This is a genomic window from Nonomuraea monospora (assembly GCF_039531895.1).
GTDB classification, from domain to species: Bacteria; Actinomycetota; Actinomycetes; order Streptosporangiales; family Streptosporangiaceae; genus Nonomuraea; species Nonomuraea monospora.
This window is the reverse complement of the sequence record NZ_BAAAQX010000009.1, coordinates 234840-251385: the sequence shown is the minus strand read 5'-3', so window position 1 is coordinate 251385 and position 16546 is coordinate 234840. Positions and strand designations below refer to the sequence as shown.

The following is a 16546-nucleotide window of genomic DNA, read 5'->3' as shown; positions in this document are numbered from 1 at the left end:
AAGGCCTGACGGGAGGTGGTCAGCCGGCGCGGACGGTGAAGGCCTCGCGTGCCCCGGCCCTGCCCTGGGCCCGGGGCGTGCCGTTCTCCGTGACGCGGACCGTGCCCGCGTCGCTCAGCACCACGTCCAGCTCGGGCTCGAAGTAGCGGACCTCCTCCCCCCGGCTCATCTCCCGGTGCTGCAACACGTCGCCCCCCGGCACGCGTACCGTGACCAGGGGGCAGATCTCCGCGACGCACTCGATGCGCACGGTGGGAACCTGCGCGGTGGCCGCCTGACCGGTGGCCGTCCGGGTGGCGGGCGCCGCGGCGGGCTCGCGGTCGGGCGCCGGCGCGTCCAGGAGGTCGAGGAGCGCGCGACCGCCGATGACCAGGAGCGTCACGACGGCTCCCGCCGCCAGGACGGCGAGCGCTAATCGGGCGAGGCCCATCGGATCTGACCTGTGGCGTCCCACAAGGGGCAGCGTACCGTGCGGTGATCCGCCGTCGCCGTGGGTGTGGACGGCCCCGGCGTCAGAGCTGCTCGTCGAAGCTGGACGAGACGCGGTGGTGCTTGCCGTTGGGGATCGGGAGCGCCTTGGCGGCCCTGCGGTGCTTGACGGCCTCGACGATGATCGGGATCAGGGAGATGAAGACGATCAGGAAGACGCCCGGCAGGATGTAGCGGTCGATCTGCTTGGGATCGACCTGGCCGCCGAGGAAGTGGCCGAGCAGGATGAGGCCCTCGACCCAGACGACGCCGCCCACGACGTTCCACAGGAAGAAGCGCTTGGAGGTCATCTCCAGCACACCCGCGACGGGATTCATGAACGTGCGCACGATGGGCACGAACCTGGCCAGAATGACGGCCTTGGCGGGACCGAACTTCTCGAAGAACACCTCGGCACGATCGACGTGCTCCCGCTTGAACAACCGCGAATCGGGTTTGTCGAAGAGTTTGCGGCCGAAACGCGCCCCGAGGAAATGCCCGAGTTGTGCGCCGGCGATCGCGCAGAGCGGAGTGCCGATCAGCAACACGGGGAACGACAGCGGCTCGATGCCCATTCCCTTGGCCACCGACGCCGAGCTGAAAATCCCCGCCGCCACCAGCAGTGAGTCGCCGGGCAGGAAGAACCCGAGCAGCAGCCCCGTCTCGGCGAAGATGATCGCCAGAACGCCGACGGTGGCGAACGCGCCCAGAATCGTCAGCCACCATGTCGGGTCGAGGAGGTTCAAAAGCCAGTCCACGACGAGGAGCCTACCTGTAGCGGAGGTGGGGGAGATGACCAACAAGCACGCGTTGTCACTACCCGAGCGGGTAGGGAGCCGGAATACTGGGCCCTGGCGTGCAGCCGCAACTTCTCAGGGAGATGAATCATGCCTATTGCGACTCCGGAGATCTACGCTGAGATGCTCGACCGGGCCAAGGCCGGCGGGTTCGCCTATCCGGCGATCAACGTGACGTCCTCGCAGACGTTGCACGCCGCGTTGCGCGGCTTCGCCGAGGCCGAGAGCGACGGCATCGTGCAGGTCTCCACGGGTGGCGCGGAGTTCCTCTCGGGAGCGACGATCAAGGACATGGTCACGGGCGCGACAGCGCTGGCGGAGTACGCCAGGGTGGTGGCCGCCAAGTATCCCGTCACGGTGGCGCTGCACACCGACCACTGTCCGAAGGACAAGCTCGACGGCTTCATGCGGCCGCTGATCGACATCTCCCTGGAGCGGGTCTCGAAGGGCCTCGACCCGCTCTTCCAGTCGCACATGTGGGACGGCTCCGCCGTGCCGCTGGACGAGAACCTGGAGATCGCCAAGGAGCTCCTGGAGAAGTGCGCCCGCGCGCGGATCATCATGGAGATGGAGATCGGCGTCGTCGGCGGCGAGGAGGACGGCGTCGTCGGCGAGATCAACGAGAAGCTCTACACGACGGCGGAAGACGCGCTGGCCACCGCCGAGGCGGTGGGCGTCGGTGAGAAGGGCCGCTACATGCTGGCCGCCACGTTCGGCAACGTGCACGGCGTCTACAAGCCGGGCCACGTCAAGCTGCGCCCGAGCGTGCTGAAGGAGATCCAGGACGCGGTCGGCGCCAAGTACGGCAAGGACAAGCCGTTCGACCTGGTCTTCCACGGCGGCTCCGGCTCGCTGCTGGAGGAGATCCAGGAGGCCATCTCGTACGGCGTCGTCAAGATGAACGTCGACACCGACACGCAGTACGCCTTCACCCGCCCGATCGCCGACCACATGTTCAGAAACTACGACGGCGTCCTCAAGGTCGACGGCGACGTCGGCAACAAGAAGGCCTACGACCCCCGCTCGTACGGCAAGGCCGCCGAGGCGGGCATGGCGGCCCGCGTGACGGAGGCGTGCCAGAGCCTCAAGAGCGCTGGGACGAAGATCTCCTAGCCAGTTCAGCGGCCCGGCGGGTATGACTTGTCCTATGGATAACCTTCTCGCCGGGCCGCCCCCGACTCACCTGCCGGACCTGCCCGAGGCCAGGGAGGCGCTGGAGTCGGGTGTCAAGGCCTCCGACGTGGCCGCCCGTTTCCCCGCCTACCCGGCGGCCTGGGCCGCTCTCGCGGAGGAGTACTTCGCCCAGGGGCACGCCGTGACCTCCTACGCCTTCGCCCGCACGGGTTACCACCGCGGGCTCGACGCGCTGCGCCGCGCCGGATGGAAGGGGCACGGCCCCATCCCGTGGGAGCACGAGCCGAACCGCGGGTTCCTGCGCTGTCTGTACGCCCTGTCCAGGGCGGCGCAGTCGATCGGCGAGAAGGACGAGGCCGAGCGGTGCCAGCAGTTCCTCAAGGACAGCACCGAGACGGGTTACGACGCGCTGACCAAGGGCTAGCCCTTGGGACGAATGGGCACGTTCGGGTAGTCTCTCTACGCAAGAGCCCCTGTCGCGCTTGCGCCAGGGGTTTTCGTTTTGTGCTCGGGAGACTGAACCATGCCGGCTGCCGTTCTCGTTGGTGCCCAGTGGGGCGATGAGGGCAAGGGCAAGGCCACCGACCTGCTCGGTGGCGACGTCGACTACGTCGTCCGCTATCAGGGGGGCAACAACGCTGGCCACACCGTGGTCATCGGTGATCAGAAGTACGCACTGCACCTGCTCCCCACGGGGATCCTGTCGCCGGAGGTGGTGCCGGTCATCGGCAACGGCGTGGTGATCGACCCGGGCGTCCTGCTCGCCGAGATCGACGGGCTGGCCGAGCGGGGCATCTCCGCCGAACGGCTGCTGATCAGCGCGAACGCGCACCTGATCATGCCGCACCACAAGGCGCTCGACAAGGTCACCGAGCGCTACCTCGGCAAGGCCAAGATCGGCACGACGGGGCGGGGCATCGGGCCCGCGTACGGCGACAAGATCTACCGCATGGGCGTGCGCGTCCAGGACCTGCTCGACCCGGGGATCCTGGCCAAGAAGATCGAGGTCGCGCTGACCGAGAAGAACCAGCTGCTGACCAAGGTCTACAACCGGCGCGGCATCGACCCGGCGGCGGTGCTGGAGGAGTACCTGGCCTACGCCGAGCGGCTCAAGCCGCACATCGCCGACACCTCGCTGGTGCTGTCGAAGGCGCTGGACCAGGGCAAGTTCGTGCTGCTGGAGGGTGGTCAGGGCACGCTGCTCGACATCGACCACGGCACGTACCCGTTCGTCACGTCGTCCTCCCCCACGTCGGGCGGCGCGTGCGCGGGCGCGGGCATCGCGCCGAACCGGCTCACGAAGATCATCGGCATCCTGAAGGCGTACACCACGCGTGTCGGCTCAGGCCCGTTCCCGACCGAGCTGACGGACGAGATGGGCGACTGGCTGCGCACGACCGGCGGCGAGTACGGCGTCACGACCGGCCGCAACCGCCGCTGCGGCTGGTTCGACGCGGTGATCGCCCGGTACGCCAGCCGCGTCAACGGCGTCACCGACTACTTCCTGACCAAGCTGGACGTGTTGTCCGGGCTGGAGCGGATCCCGGTGTGCGTGGCGTACGAGGTGGACGGGGTGCGGCACGACGAGATCCCCATGACGCAGACCGACTTCCACCACGCCAAGCCGATCTACGAGGAGTTCCCCGGCTGGCAGGAGGACATCACCAGCGCCAAGTCGTTCGAGGACCTGCCGCCGAACGCGCAGGCGTACGTGCGGACGCTGGAGGAGATGAGCGGCGCGCCGATCTCCGCGATCGGCGTGGGCCCGGGCCGCGACCAGACGATCGTGGTGCGCCCGCTGGTCTAGCCTCAGGTCAGGACGGCTGCCGTCACGGGAGTGTGCAGGGTCCAGCCCAGGGTCGAGTACAGCGCCTGACCCTGGGCGGTGGCCACCAGCACGCCCGTGCGGGCGCCTTTCGAGGCGGCCGTGGCGGCGATCGTCCGCATGACGACCGTGCCGAGCCCGCGGCGGCGGTGGCCGGCGGCCGTCTCGACCTGGTCCACGACGGCGGTCGTGCCCGCGAGGGCGAACTGGCCGCGCGCCGCGACCTCGCCGGCGTCCGTCAGCAGGCGGGCGGCCGTGACGCCCGCCCTGGTGGTGACGGCCAGGTGGTAGCCGGGCGGCGCTTCCACGGCGCCCCGCGTGAGCGGGGCCGTCATCATGAACTCCGGGTCCTGGACGGCCCAGGGTGAGGTCAGCAGCGGCGCGACGGCCTCGGCGGGGGCGCAGAGCTTGAGCCAGGTGCCGGGGGCGGTGAGCGTCCCGGCGAGGCGGCGGAGGGTTCGCGGGGTCGGGGCGGCCACGATGTGCCTGGCCACGTGGCCGGGCAGGCCGACGTCCACGCGCAGGCCCCAGGGCTCGGCCACGGGTTGGGGGGCGTTGCGGGAGATGACCCACCCCTCTACCCATGCCCGAACTGTCGGGATATGGGCACCTTTGAGGACCTCCGTCATAGAGAACAGCCTATTGTCTACCCGGAACGCCATGACCGGGCGTAGCAGGATAAAAAGGACACGGCGTGGCACCTCCCTGACACGCCTCGTGCCAGGTAGGGTCCCGGTTGTGCGCGTTGAGATTCATGGTCACCGGGGGGCTCGCGGCCTCTGGCCGGAGAACACCCTGCCCGGGATGAGCCGCACGATGGAGCTGGGCGTGCATGCGCTCGAGTTCGACGTGGCGCTCACCGCCGACCGCCGCCTCGTGCTCACGCACGATCTCACGGTCTCCGCGGTCACCAGCGCCGACCGGCGACCGCTGCATGCCGGCGACCCGCTCTTTCCGTACGTCGGCAAGCCCGTCAACTCGCTCACCCTGGGCCAGCTCCGCACGCTCGACGTGGGCGTGCGGCTGCCGCGGCACCCCGACGACCCGTTCGCGCTGACGCAGGTCGCGATGCCGGAGACGCGCATGCCGACGCTCGGCGCGGTGCTCGGGCTGGCCGGCGCCTACGACGCCGAGAACGTGCGGATGCACGTCGAGCTGAAGTCCGACCCGACGCGTCCCGCGCTGACGGCCGACCCCGAGCTGTTCACCGAACTGGTGGTCGAGGAGCTCGACCGGCACGGCCGGCTGGGCAACGCCGCCATCCTCAGCTTCGACTGGCGGATCATCGCGCACGCCGCCAAGATCGCTCCGGGCACGCGGCGGTTCGCGCTGATCGAGCTCGACACCCTGCACTGGAACGAGGGCACCCTCAACGGCGGCGACGTGCCGGCCGCCGCGCGCGACGCCGGAGCGACCACGCTCTCGCCCGAGCACGTCATGGTCGACGAGACGCTGATGGCGCAGGCGTCCGCCGCCGGGCTCGACGTGGCCGTCTGGACGGTCAACGACCAGGCCCTGGGGGCCAGGATGCTGGATCTGGGGGTGGCCGGGATCGTCACCGACTACCCCGACAGGATGCGGGAATTGTGGCGGGAGCGGGGCCTGGAGCTGCCCGAGCCGGTCGGCCCGCTCAAGCCGGTGGGTGTCTAGAGCCAGCCGTTGCGGCGGAAGCCGCGGTGCAGCAGCACACAGACCGTGACCATCACGGCCAGCACCGCCGGATAGCCCCAGACGGACTTGGTCTCCGGCATGAACTCGAAGTTCATGCCGTAGATCCCGGCGATCATCGTGGGAACCGCCAGGATGGCGACCCACGAGGAGATCTTCCGCATGTCCTCGTTGGCCAGCGCGTTCGAGCGGGCCAGCGCGGCCTGCAGTATCGAGCTGCACAGCTCGTTGGAGGACTCGACCTGCTCGCACACGCGCGACAGGTGGTCGCCGACGTCGCGGAAGTAGTCGCGCATCTCCGAGGGGATGACGCGGCGCTGCGGCAGCGCGGCCATCGGCGACTGCAGCGGCGTGATGGCCCGCTTCATCTCCAGCATCTCACGCTTGAGCTGGTAGATGCGGTTGATGTCGCGGGAGCTGACGTCCGCGAAGACCGTCGCCTCGACCTCCTCCAGCTCCAGCTGCATCAGGTCGGCCACCTGGAGGTACTGGTCGACCACGTGGTCGGAGATGGCGTGCAGGACACCTGCCGGGCCGCGGTTCATCAGCTTCGGCTTGTCCTCCAGGCGCTCGCGCACCCCCGCGAGCGAGCAGTGCTCGCCGTGCCGGACGGTCACCACGAAGTCGGGGCCGAGGAAGACCATGATCTCGCCGGTGGCGATGATCTCACTGGTGGCGGTCAGCTCGTCGTGGTCGAGGTAGGCGATGGTCTTGAGCACCATGAACAGCGACTCGCCGTACCGCTCGACCTTGGGCCGCTGGTGGGCCTTGACGGCGTCCTCGACGGCCAGCGGGTGCAGGCCGAAGACCTCGGAGAGCCAGTCGACCTCGGGCGCGGCCGGCTCGTGCAGGCCCACCCAGACGAACGCGCTGGCGCCGTCGGAGCTCTGGTTGTGCGCGCGGACGAGGTCGAGCGCCTCGACGATGCCGGCGGCCTTGACCTTCTTGCCCTGGACGTAGGCGCCGAACTCGACTATCGAGTCGACCGGCGGCACGCAGACCTCGCGCACAGGCTGCTTCGGCAGCGAGTGCGGGACACGCGACGGCACGGGGTGACGGTTGATGCGACGGAAAAGGGTGGACGAGCGCATGGCAGTCCCTCTCCGCCCGACCAGGGACGCTCCACGCGCGATGAAGTCACCTCAATCAACACAGATATGGCGTGGAGGCACGATCAGGCTGCCGGATTGGAGTGGTCGGGGGTACGTGGGCCGTACGTGTGGAAGCACGTACTGCTGGGATCACCAGGATTCATCCCGGACCACCTCCAATCACACGAGACGCCATAAAGCCGCCCTAAGCTACCACAGGCGGGTGAACCTATCCGACGATACTCGTCAGGAGGGCGTCGGCTCAGGTAGAACTCCACAAAGTTCCTTGCCTATTCCGGCATTTGGTGTCCTGGCGACCTGCGCCTGGGCCAGGCGGCGGGCCTGCGACAATGGACCGCGTGCGCGTTCTAGTCATTGGTTCCGGAGGGCGTGAGCACGCCCTGTGCCGTTCACTCAGCCTCGATCCCCAGGTCAGCGAGCTCCACTGTGCGCCAGGCAACCCTGGCATCGCGCAGGTCGCGACCGTACACGCCGTCGATCCGCTCGACCCGGGGGAGGTCGCCGCGCTGGCCGGGCGGCTGCGGGTCGACCTCGTGGTGGTCGGGCCCGAGGCGCCGCTCGTGGCGGGGGTGAGCGACGCGGTGCGCGAGGCGGGCTTCGCCTGCTTCGGGCCCTCCCGCGACGCGGCCATGATCGAGGGCTCCAAGGCGTTCGCCAAGGAGATCATGGCGGTGGCCGACGTGCCCACCGCCCGGGCCAGGGTGTGCGTCACCGAGCAGGAGGCCGCGGCGGCGCTCGACGAGTTCGGCGCCCCGTACGTGGTCAAGGACGACGGGCTGGCCGCGGGCAAGGGCGTGGTCGTCACCGAGGACAGGGACAAGGCGCTCGCGCACGCGCTGGCGTGCGAGCGGGTGGTGATCGAGGAGTACCTCGACGGTCCCGAGGTGTCGCTGTTCGCGCTGTGCGACGGGAGCACGGCGGTGCCGCTGCAGCTCGCCCAGGACTTCAAGCGCGCCTACGACGGCGACGAGGGCCCCAACACCGGCGGCATGGGCGCTTACACGCCGCTGCCGTGGGCGCCCGAGGGGCTGACCGAGCAGGTCATGCGCGAGGTCGTGCACCCGACGATCGGCGAGCTGTCGCGGCGCGGGCTGCCCTACCAGGGCGTGCTCTACGTCGGGCTGGCGCTGACCTCGAAGGGGCCGAAGGTCGTCGAGTTCAACGCGCGCTTCGGCGACCCGGAGACGCAGGTGATCCTCGACCGGCTGGAGACGCCGCTGGGCGGGCTGCTGATGGCGTCCGCGACCGGCGAGCTGGGGCTCGACCCGGTGTTCAAGGACGGCTCCGCGGTGACCGTGGTGATCGCCGCGGAGAACTATCCGGAGGCGCCGGTCAAGGGCGACGCGATCGCGGGGCTGGAGCCGGCGGAGAACGCGTACGTGCTGCACGCCGGCACCGCGCTCGACGGCGACACCCTCGTCTCCAGCGGCGGGCGGGTGCTCAGCGTCGTCGGCCACGGCCCCGACCAGGAGAGCGCGCGGCGGGCGGCCTACGAGCTGGCCGGCCGGATCACGATGCGCGGCTCCTTCCACAGGACGGACATCGCCCGATGAAGCATCTGCACTCCGGCAAGGTACGCGACCTCTACCAGACCAGCGAGGGCCTGCTGCTGATGGTCGCCTCCGACCGTCTGTCGGCCTTCGACTACGTCCTGGAGCCCGACATCCCCGACAAGGGGGCCATCCTCACGCAGATGTCGCTGTGGTGGTTCGACCAGCTCAAGGACGTCGTGCCCAACCACGTGGTGGCGCCCGGCGACGAGCCGCGCAGCGTGCTGTGCAGGCCGCTGAAGATGGTGCAGGTCGAGTGCGTGGCCAGGGGCTACCTGGCCGGCGGCGGCCTGAACGAGTACCGCACCGACGGCACGGTGTCCGGCGTGCGGCTGCCGGCAGGGCTGGAGGACGGGTCGCGGCTGCCTGAGCCGATCTTCACGCCGTCCACCAAGGCGCCGATGGGGCAGCACGACGAGCCGATCTCGTACGAGCGGGTCGAGGCGGAGGTCGGCGCGGACGTCGCGGCGGAGCTGCGGCGGATCACGCTGGCCGTCTACACGCGCGGCGCGGAGATCGCCCGCGAGCGGGGCATCATCCTGGCCGACACCAAGATCGAGCTGGGCTGGGACTCCGAGGGCGTGCTGACGCTCGGCGACGAGGTGCTGACGCCCGACTCCTCGCGCTTCTGGCCGGCCGACGAATGGAAGCCGGGAAGGTCGCAACCTTCTTTTGACAAGCAATTTGTACGCGATTGGCTACTATCGCCCGAATCCGGATGGGACAAAGCCTCCGGAAACCCACCACCTCGGCTTCCTGACGACGTCGTCGAGCGCACGCGGCAGCGATACCTAGAAGCGTATGAGCGCGTCACGGGGTCTTCCTTTAGCGGATGATTCGGCTGGGTCATGTGGTGTGAGCGACTACTGTTGGCCCGATCGAGCCCTCACCGCTGAATTCAAGGAGCCGCACGAATGGTCCGTTACCGCGTGCGCGGTGGCAACGCACTGCGTGGAACCGCGTTCATTCAGGGCGCGAAGAACGCCGTGCTTCCCATGATCGGTGCGGCCCTGCTCGCCCCGAAGGGCCGCACGGTCCTGCGCAACGTGCCGATCATCGAAGACGTCCGCCGCGCGGTCGAGCTGGCCGAGTCGATCGGCGCGTACGTGGAGCTGCACGAGTCCGAGCGCACGCTGGTCATCGACGCCTCCCGGGTGAACAGCCCCGTCCTGCCCGCCGAGATCGCCAGGCGGTTCCGCGGGTCGGTGCTGTTCACCCCGGCGCTGCTGCACCGCCTCGGTGAAGCGATCGTCGAAGGGGTCGGCGGCTGCAACCTCGGCAGCCGCAACCTCGACTTCCACTACCTCGGCTACAAACGGCTGGGCGCGATCGTCGACGAGGGCGAGACCGTCATCCACGTCAAGGCCGCCGGGCTGACCGGCGCCACGCTCTACCTCGACACCCCCTCGCACACCGGCACCGAGAACCTCATCATGGCCGCCGCCCTGGCCAGGGGCACCACCGTGATCGAGAACGCGGCGCTGGAGCCCGAGGTGCTCGACGTCATCGACATGCTCACCAAAATGGGCGCGCGCATCAGCGGCGGCGGCACCGGGTTCATCACCGTCGAGGGCGTCGAGGAGCTGCACGCCGTCGAGCACACCGTGATGCCCGACCGTCTCGACGCCGGCGTCTTCGCGATGGCGGCGGCGCTCACCGGGGGCGAGGTCAGCCTCGTGGGCACCGGCCTCGACCTGGGGGTCGTCCGCTACAAGCTGGAGCAGATGGGGGTCGAGTTCCACCGCCAGGGCGCCGTCCTGCACGTCCGTTGCGACGGCCCGCTGCGTCCGATCAACATCATCACCGACACCTACCCCGGCTTCGCCACCGACCTGCAGTCGCCGATGATGACCGTCGCCGCGCTGGCCGAGGGCACCAGCTACATCCACGAGCGCATCTTCGACGGCCGGTTCGCGCTGGCCGGCGAGCTGAACAAGATGGGCGCGAACGTCGAGGTCGACGGCAGCCGGGCGATCGTGCGCGGGCGCACGCCGCTGAAGGGCGCCGAGGTGACGGCGCACGACCTGCGCTCCGGCATCGCGCTGGTGCTGGCCGGGCTGGCGGCCGAAGGGGAGACCGTGATCGACTCCGGTTACCTGATCGACCGCGGTCACGCGCATCTCGCCGCGCGAATGCGCGCTCTCGGGGCGGACATTACACGAGAGATTTCCGAGCGCTAAAAAACGCGAGAAATACCTCCTTGAGCTGCTAAAACATGTTGTCGGGCGGTCAACCAGAACGGCTTTCCGGAAAAGTCGGGCGTGACATTACGGCCCCCGCGAGCGATCGTTCCAAAAGAGAGCACTGCAACGGACGGCAGGATGGGACGAACATTGGTCGAGAGGGCCGAAGAAACTCCCCGAGTGTCACGCCCGGGCGCTATGACACCGGACCTCACCATCGGCGTGGTCGGACCCCACGACCTGGTCGAGCGAGTCATGCTGATGGGTCACGCCGCGGCACCACTTCCGTGTCGCCTGGTCGCCGCCGCGTACCGCGACGAGCAGGAGGCGCCCGACAAGGTGACGAGGCTCGGTCCCGGTGTCGACGCGTGCCTGTTCGCCAGCCCGGTCCCCTATGACCTGGCCAGGCGTTCCGGCGTGCTGACGATGCCCGCGACGTACGTGCAACTCGGCGGAGCAGCATTGGTGGCGGCGCTGGCCAAGGCCGCGCTGGACACCCGCATGGACCCGCAACGGGTCAGCATCGACGTGGTCAGCAGGGCCGATGTCGAGGAGGCGTACACCGACCTCGGCATCCCCGCGGCGGACGTGCACAGCCGCGACGAGCCGGGCGCCACCGGCACGATCGCGGCCTACCACGAACGCCTGGCCCGGCAGGGCGCCACGACGGGAGCGCTGACGTGCCTGCCCGCGGTGGCCGAACGCCTGCACACCGCGGGCGTGCCGGTCATCAGGATCAGGCCGACCTCGGCGGCGGTCCGCACGGCGCTGCACACCGCGGCGCTGCTCGGTGCGCACCACCGGCTGGAGGAGTCGCAGCTCACCGTGGTGCTGGTGGAGGTGCCGACGCTGCGTGAGCCCGTACGCCGCGCCGCGCCCCGCTACTGGCGCGACGAGCTGCGGCTGTCGCTGCACCGGCTCCTGGTCCAGGAGGCGAACCGGATCAACGCCACCGTCTGGCCGATCGACGATCACAGCTACCTGGTGACCGCCACCAGGGGCTCGATCGCGGCGGCCACCGACGGGTTCAGGGTGTTGCCGTTCGCCGCCAGGATCAGGGACGAGCTGGGGCTGGCGGTCGAGGTCGGTGTGGGCATGGGGCGCACGACGCACGACGCCGAGTCGCACGCCAGGGCCGCGCTGGCCCGTACACAGGCGGGCAAACAGGCACAGGGCTTCGCGGTGGACCGCGAGGGGCGGGCACTCATCCCGGCCCCGCGGATGCCGCCGACCGGGGCCACCGCACTCAAACCGAAGGGGGTGGAGGTGCTGGCCAGGCTGGCGGCCAAGCTCGAAGGCGGCGACACCGTGGTCGATGCCGAGGGCGCCGGCAAGATGCTCGGGGTCACGCCTCGTACGGCCCGGCGGTTGCTGCGCACGTTGGTTGACGAGGGACTCGCGTGGCCGCTTCCGCCGAACCGTACTCCGCAACCCGGCAGGCCGCGCCAGCTCTACCGGCTGATCGTGGAGAAGCTCGGTCCGCGCTGAGCCGGCCACCATGGAGCGGGCCCGCCACAAGCGGGTCCGCCCCTTCGCATGCCCTGCACATTGACGGCAGGTGTCAGCTTCGCGAACTTGCGGCTTGACTCTTGTGAACTAATTGGTTGGCCCGTGTAGAAGGGGGTATGTTCTCCGACGCCCCCGATCGACGGGATTCGGACGGGGGCACCAAATCCCTCCCCCGGCGCGGCGCGTTGTTGTTGCCGGGCGATTGCGATGACTTACGGCCGATTTGAAGCGGCTGACTCGTCTGGTGGTAGTGATCTGGCGGGTTTCGGGCTGGCTTGTGGGCATAACGGGGCCGGAAAGACGGCTGTACGGCGCTGTGGGGGCGCTGGAGCGCCGTTCACGCCCGGGTCAGCACGCACAGACAGCACCGGAGATCGGCGCCGTCAGCGCGTCCACCGGGCGGCGTGTGACGCCTGAGGCGGTCTCGACGGGAAAGCCCTCGCGCGCCCAGTACTCGAAGCCGCCGATCATCTCCTTGACCCGGTAACCCAGCTTGGCGAACTCCAGCGCGGCGCGGGTCGCGCCGTTGCAGCCGGGGCCCCAGCAGTAGGTGACGACCGTCGCGCCCTCCGCCACCATCGCCCCGGCCCTGGCGGCGATCTCGCGGGTCGGCAGGTGCACGGCGCCCTCGATGTGGCCCTGGTCCCAGCTCTCGCTGCTGCGCGAGTCGACGACGACCAGGCCGGGGGTGCCGGCGGCCAGGTCGGCGGCGACGTCGGAGACGTCGGTCTCGAAGGACAGGCGGGCGGCGAAGTGGGCGATGGCGGACTCGTTCGGCATGCCTCGATCCTGCCGTTCGCGCCGGTGATGCCACCAGTGGCACGAAAGCCGCCTACCGCTAATATCCCGCCACAGTCCGAAGTCTGATACTCGCGGGCTTTTTGTCGGTATTGCCCTGTAAGTTCATGAGTCATGAGCGCAAACACCCCTGACAGCCGCCGGACCCTGATGGTCTGGGGCGCCCTGGCGATCGTCTACGTGGTGTGGGGCTCGACCTACCTCGGCATCAAGATCGCCATCGAGACCATGCCGCCGCTCTTCCACGGCTCGCTCCGGTTCGTCTCCGCCGCCCTGCTGCTCGCCGCCTTCCTGCTCGTCACCAAGCGGCTGGCGCCCTTCAGGATGACGCTCAAGCAACTCGGCGGCGCCGCACTCGTCGGGCTGCTGCTGCTCACCGGCGGCAACGGCATGGTCGCCGTCGCCGAGCAGCACATCTCCAGCGGCCTCGCCGCGCTGCTCGTCGCCTCCGTGCCGCTGTGGCTGGTCGTGCTCAGGCTCGCCTTCAGGGACCGGCCCGCGCTGCTGACGCTCGTCGGCGTGCTGGTCGGGTTCGGCGGGGTGGCCGCGCTGTCACTGAACGGCGGCGGCGAGAGCGCCGGCACGACCGGGATCGTGGTGATCCTCCTCGGGTCCGTGTCGTGGTCGCTCGGCTCGTTCCTGTCGTCGCGCATCCCCATGCCGCCCAACGTGTGGACCGCCAGCGCCGTCGAGATGCTCGCCGGCGGCGTCGGGCTGGCCGTCGTCAGCGCCTCCGCCGGGGAACGGTTCGACGTCTCGGCCATCTCCGGGCGGTCGTGGGCGGCGCTGGCGTACCTGATCCTGGTGGGGTCGCTCGTCGGCTTCACCGCCTACACGTGGCTGCTCGGCAACGCGCCCATCTCGCTCGTCTCCACGTACGCCTACGTCAACCCGATCGTGGCCGTCGTCCTCGGCGTGCTCATCGTGAACGAGCACGTCACCCTGCAGATCGTGCTCGGCGGCCTGGTGATCCTGGTCGGCGTCGCCCTGGTCGTCTCCACGGAACGGCGCGCCCGAGCCAAATCCGTCTCGGAACCCGAGAAAGTTACTGCCTGAACCTCCGCCGCTGAGGGGCCGTACCTTCCCGTGGGAGGTGCCGCCGGATGTGGTCGTACCGGGTGGGTGTCGTGGTCGTGGCGTTGCTGCCGGGAGTTCTCGTGGCCGGTGCGCCCGCGGGCGCGCACGGCGCGCTGGAGGACCCGCTCAGCCGGACCGCCGCCTGCGGCTCCGAAGGCCCCTCACGTACCGTCCGATCCCCTGCCTGTCGCGCCGCGGTGCGGGCCGGCGGCGGTGTGCTGCCCCGGGGGTGGGACGAGGTGCGGGTCGCGGACGTGGGCGGACGGGACCGGCGGGTCATCCCCGACGGGAAGCTGTGCAGCGGTGGGCTGGACGCTTTCAAGGGGCTCGACCTGCCTCGGGACGACTGGCCCGCCACCACGGTGCGGGCCGGAGCGCGGTTCGTCTTCAAGTACCGCGGCACCATTCCGCACCGGGGGACGTTCCGGATGTTCGTCACCAGGAAGGGGTACCGGCCTGGGAAGCCGTTGCGGTGGGCCGATCTGGAGCGGGAGCCGTTTCTTGAGGCTCGGGATCCTGTGTTCAGGGACGGCGGGTATCGAATCTCGGCGCGGCTTCCTGTGCGGAGTGGGCGGCATCTGATCTACACGATCTGGCAGAACTCCGACACTCCTGACACCTACTACTCGTGCTCGGACGTGGTCTTCCGGCGGGGCGGCACCTCAGGCGGGGCTGCCGCCGTGGGTGCGCCGGTCGTCGCGGCCACAGCGGGTGGGGATGCGAGCTGGCTCGTCGGAGGCGCGACCGTCCTGGCCGGAGGCGCCGGGCTCACCGGCCTCCTCATCGCCCGACGACGCCGCACGCGGTAAGCGGGGGTTCGCGGGCGCGGCGCGAAGATGGGGGTTCAGGTGAGGGCGGTGGTGGCGGTCTTGAGGTCGTGGAGTGACTGGCGGGCGAGGGTGGCGAAGCCCTGGTTGTTGGACGGGTCGACCCAGCGGGTGTAGGCGTTGCGGAGGGCGAGGCAGCCGAGCTCGGCCGCCAGACTCGCGGCCGGGTCGGGGACGCCGCGTTCGCGCAGTGCGTCCGCCATGGACCCGGTGAGCGCGGCCATCTTGAGCAGCTCGCGTTCCCGCAGGTCGTCATGGCTGGTGACGATGGCCTGGCGTTGGCGGGCCCAGCCGTGCCGTTCGGCGTTGAAGACGGCCGCCAGCGCCTCCAGCCCCGCGCCGAGCGCCTCGATCGGCGTGGCCTCGGCGGGGGCGGCCGTGATGGCGTCGGCGAAGAGGCGGTTGAGCACGTCCTGGCCGCCGAAGAGCACTTCCCGTTTGTCGCTGAAGTGCCGGAAGAAGCTGCTCTTCGCCAGCCCCGCCCGCTCGGCGATCTCCGCCGCGGTGGTGGTGTCGTAGCCGCGCTCCACGAACAGCTCCAGCGCCGCCCGTTCCAGGCGTTCGCGTGCGTTCGGCTCCCATCGTGCCATGGTGCGATTCTAGCGTGATGAGACTTGGTCCTGTCGCATGCTACGGTGATAAGACCAAGTCTCATCACTGAGGGTCCAGGAGGCTTCTCCATGCGTGTTTTCGTCACCGGAGCCAGCGGCCACATCGGCTCCGCCGTCGTCCCCGAGCTGCTCTTCGCCGGTCACGAGGTCGTCGGCCTCGCCCGTTCCGAAGCTTCCGCCGCGGCGCTGAAGGCGCTCGGCGCCGATGTCAGGCGCGGCGACCTCGACGACCTCGACGGCCTGCGCGAGGCCGCCTCCGCCGCCGACGGCGTCATCCACCTCGCGTTCAAGCACGACGCCATGATGGCCGGCGACTTCGGCACCGCCGTCGAGGCCGATCTGGCGGCGCTGCGGGCGTTCCGCGAAGCGCTCGCCGGCACCGGCAAGCCGTTCGTCGGGACGGCGGGGACGGCGGTGCTGGCGCACCCGTCAGGACGCACCGGCACCGAGGAGGACGTGCTGCCCTCCGGCACCGGGCTGCACGCCAGGATCGGCGCCGAGAACTACGCGATCGAGCTGGCCGCCAGCGACATCAGGGCCTCGGTCGTCCGGCTGCCGCCGACCGTGCACAGCGAGCTGGATCGCGGCGGCTTCATCCCGCTGATCATCGCCGCCGCGCGGGCCGCCGGCGTGTCCGGTTACCTGGGTGACGGCGCCAACCGCTGGCCCGCCGTCCACACGCTCGACGCCGCGCGCGTCTACCGGCTGGCCCTGGAGCAGGCGCCCGCCGGGGTGCGGCTGCACGCCGTGGGCGACGAGGGCGTGCCGTTCCTGAAGATCGCCGAGGTCATCGGCCGCCGCCTGGACGTGTCCGTCGCCGCCATCCCGTCCGACCAGGCCGAGGCGCACTTCGGGTTCCTCGCGGGGGTCGTGCCGCTGGACAACCCGGCCTCCAGCGAGCGCACCCGCCGCCTGCTGGGCTGGCAGCCGGCCCACCCGGGCCTCCTCGCCGACCTCGACCTGGGCCACTACTTCGACTGACCTCGA

At 69.9% G+C, this 16546-nt stretch carries 17 protein-coding genes; 11 read left to right on the top strand and 6 right to left on the bottom strand.

Annotation, left to right across the window (positions count from 1 at the left end):
- Nucleotides 1-19: 19 nt before the first annotated feature.
- Together ABD331_RS20420 and ABD331_RS20415 are read right to left on the bottom strand one after the other, a co-directional pair.
- A complete protein-coding gene (locus tag ABD331_RS20420) occupies nucleotides 20-454 on the bottom strand; it encodes a hypothetical protein (RefSeq protein ID WP_344476994.1) in 435 nt (144 codons plus the stop codon).
- Nucleotides 455-512: 58 nt separating this feature from the next.
- On the bottom strand, nucleotides 513-1226 hold the full coding sequence (locus tag ABD331_RS20415) for a DedA family protein (RefSeq protein ID WP_344476992.1): 714 nt from the start codon (nucleotides 1224-1226) through the stop codon (nucleotides 513-515).
- Nucleotides 1227-1355: 129 nt separating this feature from the next.
- Here ABD331_RS20415 and fbaA point away from each other — a divergent pair, with 129 nt between their 5' ends.
- From fbaA to ABD331_RS20400, 3 genes are all read left to right on the top strand, one after another.
- On the top strand, nucleotides 1356-2378 hold the full coding sequence (gene fbaA / locus ABD331_RS20410) for a class II fructose-bisphosphate aldolase (RefSeq protein WP_344476990.1): 1023 nt from the start codon (nucleotides 1356-1358) through the stop codon (nucleotides 2376-2378).
- Nucleotides 2379-2412: 34 nt separating this feature from the next.
- Nucleotides 2413-2823, top strand: a complete 411-nt coding sequence (locus ABD331_RS20405) for a DUF3151 domain-containing protein (RefSeq protein WP_344476988.1) — start codon at nucleotides 2413-2415, stop codon at nucleotides 2821-2823.
- 99 nt (nucleotides 2824-2922) lie between these two features.
- The gene (locus ABD331_RS20400; protein ID WP_344476986.1) at nucleotides 2923-4206 is read left to right on the top strand and encodes an adenylosuccinate synthase; all 1284 of its coding nucleotides are present in this window, start codon (nucleotides 2923-2925) and stop codon (nucleotides 4204-4206) included.
- A 2-nt stretch (nucleotides 4207-4208) separates the two neighbouring features.
- On the opposite strand, the gene ABD331_RS20395 is transcribed toward ABD331_RS20400, so the two are convergent.
- The gene (locus ABD331_RS20395) at nucleotides 4209-4766 is read right to left on the bottom strand and encodes a GNAT family N-acetyltransferase (RefSeq protein WP_344476984.1); all 558 of its coding nucleotides are present in this window, start codon (nucleotides 4764-4766) and stop codon (nucleotides 4209-4211) included.
- 175 nt (nucleotides 4767-4941) lie between these two features.
- Here ABD331_RS20395 and ABD331_RS20390 point away from each other — a divergent pair, with 175 nt between their 5' ends.
- Nucleotides 4942-5874, top strand: coding sequence for a glycerophosphodiester phosphodiesterase family protein (locus tag ABD331_RS20390; RefSeq protein WP_344476982.1), 933 nt, complete (start codon nucleotides 4942-4944; stop codon nucleotides 5872-5874).
- Here the strand turns inward: ABD331_RS20390 and corA are convergent.
- Nucleotides 5871-6941, bottom strand: a complete 1071-nt coding sequence (gene corA / locus ABD331_RS20385; protein WP_344476980.1) for a magnesium/cobalt transporter CorA — start codon at nucleotides 6939-6941, stop codon at nucleotides 5871-5873. The two genes, ABD331_RS20390 and corA, sit on opposite strands and share 4 nt — an antisense overlap.
- Before the next feature lie 401 nt (nucleotides 6942-7342).
- Here corA and purD point away from each other — a divergent pair, with 401 nt between their 5' ends.
- The 4 genes from purD (at nucleotide 7343) to ABD331_RS20365 (ending at nucleotide 12225) form a co-directional block, all read left to right on the top strand.
- Nucleotides 7343-8557: a phosphoribosylamine--glycine ligase gene (purD, locus tag ABD331_RS20380; RefSeq protein WP_344476979.1), complete on the top strand. Its 1215-nt coding sequence runs from the start codon at nucleotides 7343-7345 to the stop codon at nucleotides 8555-8557.
- Nucleotides 8554-9390, top strand: coding sequence for a phosphoribosylaminoimidazolesuccinocarboxamide synthase (locus tag ABD331_RS20375; protein ID WP_344476977.1), 837 nt, complete (start codon nucleotides 8554-8556; stop codon nucleotides 9388-9390). The genes purD and ABD331_RS20375 overlap by 4 nt, the downstream gene beginning before the upstream one ends.
- Before the next feature lie 78 nt (nucleotides 9391-9468).
- Nucleotides 9469-10734, top strand: a complete 1266-nt coding sequence (murA, locus tag ABD331_RS20370; protein WP_344476975.1) for a UDP-N-acetylglucosamine 1-carboxyvinyltransferase — start codon at nucleotides 9469-9471, stop codon at nucleotides 10732-10734.
- 201 nt (nucleotides 10735-10935) lie between these two features.
- Entirely contained in the window at nucleotides 10936-12225 is a 1290-nt protein-coding gene (locus ABD331_RS20365; RefSeq protein ID WP_148438240.1) for a GTP cyclohydrolase IIa, read from the top strand.
- 369 nt (nucleotides 12226-12594) lie between these two features.
- Here ABD331_RS20365 and ABD331_RS20360 read toward each other — a convergent pair whose 3' ends face one another.
- Nucleotides 12595-13026 carry a rhodanese-like domain-containing protein gene (locus ABD331_RS20360; protein WP_344476972.1) on the bottom strand — a complete coding sequence of 144 codons (432 nt, stop codon included), beginning with the start codon at nucleotides 13024-13026 and terminating at the stop codon, nucleotides 12595-12597.
- Nucleotides 13027-13158: 132 nt separating this feature from the next.
- Between ABD331_RS20360 and ABD331_RS20355 the strand changes: the two genes are divergently transcribed.
- Together ABD331_RS20355 and ABD331_RS20350 are read left to right on the top strand one after the other, a co-directional pair.
- Nucleotides 13159-14100 (top strand): EamA family transporter, encoded by a 942-nt coding sequence (locus ABD331_RS20355; protein ID WP_344476969.1) that lies wholly within the window; start codon nucleotides 13159-13161, stop codon nucleotides 14098-14100.
- Between the two features lie 47 nt (nucleotides 14101-14147).
- Nucleotides 14148-14930, top strand: coding sequence for a lytic polysaccharide monooxygenase auxiliary activity family 9 protein (locus ABD331_RS20350; RefSeq protein WP_344476967.1), 783 nt, complete (start codon nucleotides 14148-14150; stop codon nucleotides 14928-14930).
- Nucleotides 14931-14965: 35 nt separating this feature from the next.
- Here ABD331_RS20350 and ABD331_RS20345 read toward each other — a convergent pair whose 3' ends face one another.
- Nucleotides 14966-15538: a TetR/AcrR family transcriptional regulator gene (locus tag ABD331_RS20345; protein ID WP_344476965.1), complete on the bottom strand. Its 573-nt coding sequence runs from the start codon at nucleotides 15536-15538 to the stop codon at nucleotides 14966-14968.
- A 90-nt stretch (nucleotides 15539-15628) separates the two neighbouring features.
- Here ABD331_RS20345 and ABD331_RS20340 point away from each other — a divergent pair, with 90 nt between their 5' ends.
- Nucleotides 15629-16540 carry an SDR family oxidoreductase gene (locus tag ABD331_RS20340; RefSeq protein ID WP_344476963.1) on the top strand — a complete coding sequence of 304 codons (912 nt, stop codon included), beginning with the start codon at nucleotides 15629-15631 and terminating at the stop codon, nucleotides 16538-16540.
- Nucleotides 16541-16546 lie beyond the last annotated feature (6 nt).

Coding starts and splice junctions, on each gene's coding strand:
- fbaA (WP_344476990.1), top strand. CDS start 1,356: ATGCCTATTGCGACTCCGGAGATCTACGCTGAGATGCTCGACCGGGCC.
- ABD331_RS20405 (WP_344476988.1), top strand. CDS start 2,413: ATGGATAACCTTCTCGCCGGGCCGCCCCCGACTCACCTGCCGGACCTG.
- ABD331_RS20400 (WP_344476986.1), top strand. CDS start 2,923: ATGCCGGCTGCCGTTCTCGTTGGTGCCCAGTGGGGCGATGAGGGCAAG.
- ABD331_RS20375 (WP_344476977.1), top strand. CDS start 8,554: ATGAAGCATCTGCACTCCGGCAAGGTACGCGACCTCTACCAGACCAGC.
- murA (WP_344476975.1), top strand. CDS start 9,469: ATGGTCCGTTACCGCGTGCGCGGTGGCAACGCACTGCGTGGAACCGCG.
- ABD331_RS20365 (WP_148438240.1), top strand. CDS start 10,936: ATGACACCGGACCTCACCATCGGCGTGGTCGGACCCCACGACCTGGTC.
- ABD331_RS20360 (WP_344476972.1), bottom strand. CDS start 13,026: ATGCCGAACGAGTCCGCCATCGCCCACTTCGCCGCCCGCCTGTCCTTC.
- ABD331_RS20355 (WP_344476969.1), top strand. CDS start 13,159: ATGAGCGCAAACACCCCTGACAGCCGCCGGACCCTGATGGTCTGGGGC.
- ABD331_RS20350 (WP_344476967.1), top strand. CDS start 14,148: ATGTGGTCGTACCGGGTGGGTGTCGTGGTCGTGGCGTTGCTGCCGGGA.
- ABD331_RS20345 (WP_344476965.1), bottom strand. CDS start 15,538: ATGGCACGATGGGAGCCGAACGCACGCGAACGCCTGGAACGGGCGGCG.
- ABD331_RS20340 (WP_344476963.1), top strand. CDS start 15,629: ATGCGTGTTTTCGTCACCGGAGCCAGCGGCCACATCGGCTCCGCCGTC.